Source organism: Hymenobacter terricola, from assembly GCF_017921975.2.
GTDB lineage: Bacteria > Bacteroidota > Bacteroidia > Cytophagales > Hymenobacteraceae > Hymenobacter > Hymenobacter terricola.
Map to the genome: position 1 here is coordinate 1 of NZ_JAGEMO020000190.1, position 1,478 is coordinate 1,478.

The 1,478-nt window shown below is 64.3% G+C and carries 1 protein-coding gene; it reads right to left on the reverse strand.

Annotated elements, in window-relative coordinates; translation table 11 throughout:
- On the reverse strand, positions 1–1,478 hold a 1,478-nt coding region (locus tag J4G38_RS28220; protein ID WP_226164148.1), incomplete at both ends, for a glycoside hydrolase family 3 C-terminal domain-containing protein.

Below are 1,478 nucleotides of genomic sequence, written 5' to 3' on the forward strand. Positions count from 1 at the left end.
ACCCGGTGGCCCGCATCGTCGATGGTCGAGAAATCAGCCGGAGCAAGGGGGAAGCTCACCGTGCGCTGCTCGCCGGGCCGCAGCGTCACCCGCTGAAAGCCTTTCAGGGTGCGGATTTCGGGCTTATTCGGGCTGCTGGTGTTGGCCAGGTAGAGCTGCACGATTTCGTCGCCGGCGCGGGCGCCGGTGTTCTTCACCGTGGCACTCACCGTCACGGGCTGGCCGATGGCGGCCGTCGTCGCCAGCTGCAGGTGGGAGTAGGCGAAGGTGGTGTAGCTCAGGCCGTAGCCGAACTCGTAAAGTGGCTGCCCACTGAAGTAGCGGTAGGTGCGGCCGGCCATGTCGTAGCTGTCGAAGGCCGGCAGCTGCGTTTCGGAGGTGTAGTAGGTCACGGGCAGGCGGCCGGCGGGGTTCACGGCCCCGGTCAGCACATCGGCCAGGGCGTTGCCGGCCTGCTGCCCGCCGTACCAGGCCTCCACGATGGCCGGCAGGTGGGCGTTTTCCCAGTTCACGGCCACGGCGCTGCCGTTGAGCAGCACCAGCACCACGGGCTTGCCCAGGGCCTGCACGGCTTTTATCAGCTGCAGTTGCGTGTCGGGCAGCTTGAGCTTGGTCCGGTCGCCCTTGTTGAAGCCGTCGACTACGAAGTTCTTCATCTCCTCTCCCTCCAGGTGCGCCGAGAGGCCCATGCACAGCACCACGGCATCGGCTTTTTTGCAGATGGCCAGCGCTTTGGCTTGCAGGTCCTGGTTCGGCACTTCCCATTTCAGCTGCACCAACGGCGCGGGCTTGGTGTTGGCGAAGCGCAGCTCCAGCTTGTAGGTTTTGCCGGCTTCCAGCACAAAGGGCTGGTACTTGAGGTCGGGCTCGTGCTCGTTGTTGATGCGGGCCACCAAGCTGTCGTTGAACCGCAGCTCGCACTGCTCGTAGCCGTGCAGGCCTAGGCTGTAGGTCCCCGACGTGGGCGGCCGCAGGTAGCCCGACCATTTGGCGCTGAAATTCTCGCGGTCAAACGTCGCGGCCGGCAGGCGGTTAATCCAGTAAAAATCAACGTTCTTATCCACCTGCCGCCGCGCCGGAGGGCCCTGAAATTTGCTGTTGGCGTAATATTCCGCGTTGAGGCCGTGCGTCTTCGCATCAGCCGTGGTGAACAGATAATCAGTGGGAATGACGTCCAGCGCCGGCACTTCCGCTACGTGGCGGCTGCCCTTGGCGTAGAGGATGTTGGTGCCCGGCAGGCGGTTGCGCAGGCCCGCCAGCGGCGTCACGACCTGGGAGGGAAAGCCGTGGTAATTGGCCAGCGGCACCTCCTCGTCGTCGGCATTGGGCCCCACCACGGCCAGGGTTTTGATGGTGTGGGCCAGCGGCAGGGTGTGGTGTTGGTTCTTGAGCAGCACGATGGACTTCTGCGCCGCCTCCAGCGCCAACTGGATGTGGGCCGGGGACTCTACCGTGCTGTAAGGAATTTTGGTGTAGGG